We start from the raw sequence: 4,738 nt of genomic DNA, 5'->3' as shown, positions 1-4,738 counted from the left end.
GATCCGCGCCTGACGCGCCCGCTCGGCCGCCAGCGCGTTGCCGGTCCCCGCGCCCGGGGGTACGCCCCCGGTGTCCGCGTCCGACCGCGCGCGGGTGCCCGGCCCGGGCTGCACGCCGGTGCCCGGCCCCGGCCGTACGCCGGACGGCACGCCGGTGCCCGGCCCGGACTGCGCGCCGGACGGGGCGCCGTTGCGCGGTGCGGGGACCGCGCCCGCGGCCCGGCCCGTACCCGCGCCCATGCCCGCACCGGTGCCCGTGCGCGCCGGGGGCGGTCCGGCGGGACCGGGGACCGCCCCGGCCTGACCGGCATGACCGGCCGTGGGCAGCGCGGGCGTACCGCCCTGCGGACGGCGTACCGGGCCCGGCAGCCCGCCGCCGTACGTGGCGCTGCCCGGCTGCGCGGGGTGCCGCGGAGCGGGCGGCGTGCCCGGCCCCTGACGCTGCGCCGACGGCGCGCCCTGGCCATGCCACGGGGTGCCCTGGGGCGGCCGCTGCGGGAGGACGCCCGGCGGACCGGGCGGCAGCCCCGCAGATCCGGACGGCGGCGCCGCGGGACGGCCCTGCGGCGGGCCCGGACGGTACGGCGGTACGCCAGGAGGGCCCGGCGGCAGGGCGGCGGAACGGTTCCCCTGCGCGGGCCCACCGTTCGCGGGCGGGCGACCGTTGCCGAGCCGGTCGCCACCCGGGCGCTCGGCGGTCGGCCGGTCGCCACCCGGCCGGTCGTCGGCCCTGCGGTCGTTGCCGGGGTGCCCCTGTCCCGGCCCTGCGTCCGGCCCGATGTGGTCCCGGTACGGGGTGAACTGCTGCCCGTGCTGCTGCTCCTGGTCGTGCGGGCGGCCGCCCTCGGGCGCGGCGCCGCCCCGGTCCGTGCGGGGCGCCGCATGTGCGTCGTGCGCGGTGCGGGCCGCCGCGGCCCTGGCGCCGGCCCGGTAGGCGGCGATCGCCCCGGCCCGCGCCCGCCGCGCCTCGTCCTCGGCCGCCCCGGCCCCGGACGCCTCACGCGCCGGCACGCCCGGTCCGCCCCCGGTCCCGCTCCCGGGCTGCTGCCCGGCTCCCCGTACGGCCGCCCCGGCCCCTGGAGCAGAAGGCCGGTCCACCGGCCCCCGGCCCCGCTGCTCACCCGGTACGGCAGGCCGTTCACCCGGTGCAGGCCGCTCCCCTGGTGCGGCGGACCGCTCCCCCGGTACGGCAGCCCGCTCGCCCGGTACAGCCTGCGGCCCGCGCGCCCCTGCCGCCCCACCGTGCGGCTCAACGCCCGCCCCCGGCACAGCCCGCGTCACCCCGCCCCGCCGCGCCCCCTCGGCCGCCGACACCCGCGCCCCCGGCCCACCGGGCGCACCGGCCCCCCGGCCCGCACTCGAGCTCTGGCCCGGCGCCGCCCCCGAAGGCCCGCCTCCCGCCGCCCCCGAAGCTCCACTGTCCGCCGCCCCCGAAGGCGCACCCCCCGCGCGCCACTCCCGCACAACGCCCGGATGAACGGCGCCCGGAGGCGGGGCCGACTCACGCGGAGCCAGCTCACCACGGCCCCCTTCGTGCGAAGCCGATGCGCGCGGGACCGGGTCGTAGCCGCACAGGGCCTCTTCCGCGGCGCCGGCGGCCAGGCCGGTGAGGACGACGCGGCCGTCGTCGCAGACCAGGACCGTGCGCGGGGTGATGTTGCGGTGCGTCCAGCCGTGCGCGTGCAGGGTGCGCAGGGCGGCCAGGATGTCGGCGGCGATCTCCGCGGCACGGTGCGGGGACAGCGTGCGGTCGGCGAGCAGCGCGGACAGCGGCCGCGCGGGGATCAGCTCGCTGACGATCCACAGGCTGCCGTCCTGCGCGAAGACGTCGAAGACCTGGTCGAGCCGGGGGTGGTCGGGCAGGCGCGCGGCGGCCGTAGCGGCCTCCAGGGCGCGCCGCACCACCGGGTCGGACGGATCGCGGTCGGCCCGCGAGCCGCCGCCGGCACCCGTACGCCTGGCCCGGCCGGCGTCACCGTACCCACCGCCGGTCCCGGCACCTGTATGCCGGGACCGCCCCGCGTCGCCGTATCCCCCGCCGGGCGCGTCGTCCGTGTCGTACTCGTCCACCAGCTCCGCGTCCACGACCTCCGGCAGCGGGACCTGACGGACCAGCACCTGCTGGCCGCTGTGCGTGTCCAGCGCGCGCACCAGGGCCGGTTCGGGCGCGTCCGGCGGCGGGAGGGGCAGGCGGTAGCGCTCGGCGAGCACTCGCCCCGCGTACTCGTCCACGACGCCTCCCCAGTGCGCGCGATACCCGCGGCCACCTGACGCACCGTTCCTACCCCCCGGCGGAGCGATGCGTGGTCAGTTCTGGTCGCAATACTGCCGATATACGGCAGCCTACGGTCTATGCGGTGCCACGATACGTGTCCCGGGTGCGCCTGGGGACCGCTCGGCGCAACAGTCCCCGCCCGCCCCGGCAGCTTTCTGCCAACGGGGCACGCGGGGACGGCGTCTCAAGAGGCACGGGAGGACCGGCTTCCCCCAGGAGGCGTCAGCTCTTCACCACAAGGGGACGACCTCAGCGCACTGAGGAGGAGTCAGTCCTTCACCTTGAACGTGCGGAAGGCGGTCTCGCGGAGCTGCCGGCATTCCTTGTCCGACCAGGTGCCCGCCTTGCAGCTGATCATGATGGCGTAGCCGTGGCTGTCGTCGGCCTTGAAGCCGCGGTTCAGCACGCGCACCTTCTGACCGTGCTGCTCGCGGGTGAAGGACCAGTCGGCGACGGTCGGGTAGTCCCGCCAGTCGGTCTTCTTGATGCCGATGAGGTGGTAGCCGGAGCTGCTGCCGCGCACCGCGGGCTCCAGGCTCCGCCAGGCCGCCGCGGCGTCGCCCGTCGGCTTTCCGGTGTAGTCGACCTGAATGCGCGGGAAGCCGCCGGAGGCGCTGTATATGGCGCCCGAGTTCTGGCCCGCCGTGTCGGTCTGCTTCCAGCCCTTCGGCATCGCCATCGAGAAGTGGAACCCGCCGTTGGAGATCTTCACGAAGCCCTTCGGGAGGTCCTGGCCGCCGCCCTCGTCCTCGTCCGGCTCGTTCTCGTCGGGCTCGTTCTCGTCCGCTTCGCCGCCGCCCTTGGCCTTCTCGCTCGCCGACTCGGCCGGCGAGGCGCTGTTGGTCTGCGGGCTCGCCTTGCCGTCCTTGCCGGGCTCGTCGGAGGCGGGCGTCGCGTCGGCGCTCCGCCTGCCCTCGGCCGCGCCCTTGTTCCCCTTGTCGTCACCGCTGCTCAGCGCGAAGGCGAGGACCGTGCCGAGCACCGCGAGGACGACGATCACCGCGACGATCAGGAGCGTGCGCTTCGGTACCACGTCGGTCAGCGAGGCCCGTGTCGCGCCCGCCGGCGTGCGGCCGGAGGCGGGCGCGACGCCGGGCGCCGGCTCGGAACGGGTCGCGGAGGCGGCCGCGGCGTTGCGTACGGACTTCAGGGCGCCGCGCATCCGCTCCCTGGCGGGCTCGGCGGCCGCGCCCGCGGAGGCGGCGGAGGGTCTCGGCGGGGCCGCGGGCTTCGGCGGCAGCGCCATCATGCGCGTCGACTCGGCGGGCTTACCGGGCGGCTCGGGGCCGGTGTCCTCGGGCGCGTTGACGGCGTCCGTCAGCAGCGCGCGGGCCGCCTCGGCCGACAGCCGCTGCGCCGGGTCCTTCACCAGCAGGCCGTAGATGACCTCTTCGAGCGCGCCGGCGTTCTTGGGCGGGTCGACCGGCTCGGTCATCACCGCGGTCAGGGTGGCGATCGCGGATCCCTTGTCGTACGGGGGCACGCCCTCGACGCAGGCGTACAGCAGGCCGCCGAGCGACCACAGGTCGGAGGGCGGGCCGGGCTTCTGGCCGCGGGCGCGCTCCGGCGCGATGTACGAGGGGGCGCCGACGAGCATGCCGGTGGAGGTGACGGAGGGGTCGCCCTCGACCTGGGCGATGCCGAAGTCGGTGAGCACGACCCGGCCGTCCTCGGCGATCAGGACGTTGGACGGCTTCACGTCGCGGTGCAGGATGCCCTCGCGGTGCGCGGCGCACAGCACGTCCAGGACGGCGAGGCCGACCTCGGCGGCGCGGCGCGGGGTCAGCGCGCCGTCGTCGCGGATCACCTCGGCGAGCGAGCGGCCCTCGACCAGCTCCATGACGATCCAGGGGCGGTCGTCCTCGTCGACCACGTCGTAGACCGTGACCGCGCCGTTGTTGCGGATCCGGGCGATCGCCTTCGCCTCGCGCAGCGTACGGGTGATCAGGCGGCGCTTCTCGTCCTCCTCGACCCCGCCCGGAAAGCGCAGTTCCTTCACCGCGACCGTGCGACCGAGGACCTCGTCCCGCGCCCGCCAGACCGTGCCCATGCCACCCCGGCCGAGGACATCGGCCAGCCGGTAGCGGCCGGCGAGCAGCCGGCCCGGCTCGCCGTCCTTGGCGCCCTTGGCGTCCTCGTCGCCCACTGAATCCCCTCTGCAATCCAGCCGAGTTGGCAACCTCAACACCAAACTGCCCCAACTCGGACAACCCACCCTGGCAGAGCCTTCATTCTCCCTCATCCGCGGCGGTGGGGAAGGCCCGGGTCCAGCAGGAGTACGCGCTGGGCACCCGTCATGATGGGCCCGACGACCCGGGAGTCCTGATTGACCTTGCGATCCGTGAATTTTAGCCGCGCGGCGGTGCTGGCGGCTGCCTTCGGCATGCTCCTCATGTCAGGATGTGCCGCCCACCTCCGTGCCCCGGCGCACTCCGCGCGGCCGGATGCGCCCGGCGCGCGCCG

At 76.6% G+C, this 4,738-nt stretch carries 3 protein-coding genes; all 3 read right to left on the bottom strand.

Annotated elements, in window-relative coordinates; translation table 11 throughout:
- A partial coding sequence (locus C3486_RS38465) for a protein kinase (protein WP_258053206.1) occupies positions 1–2,232 on the bottom strand: 2,232 nt, incomplete at its 3' end.
- A gap of 311 nt (positions 2,233–2,543) precedes the next feature.
- Positions 2,544–4,421, bottom strand: a complete 1,878-nt coding sequence (locus C3486_RS36210; protein WP_258053205.1) for a serine/threonine-protein kinase — start codon at positions 4,419–4,421, stop codon at positions 2,544–2,546.
- Positions 4,422–4,513: 92 nt separating this feature from the next.
- On the bottom strand, positions 4,514–4,660 hold the full coding sequence (locus tag C3486_RS37630; RefSeq protein ID WP_181138817.1) for a hypothetical protein: 147 nt from the start codon (positions 4,658–4,660) through the stop codon (positions 4,514–4,516).
- Positions 4,661–4,738: the final 78 nt, after the last annotated feature.

The organism is Streptomyces sp. Ru73, assembly GCF_002920575.1.
Taxonomy (GTDB): Bacteria; Actinomycetota; Actinomycetes; order Streptomycetales; family Streptomycetaceae; genus Streptomyces.
Note: the sequence above shows the minus strand (reverse complement) of the source record. Positions and strands in the feature narration are given on the sequence as shown.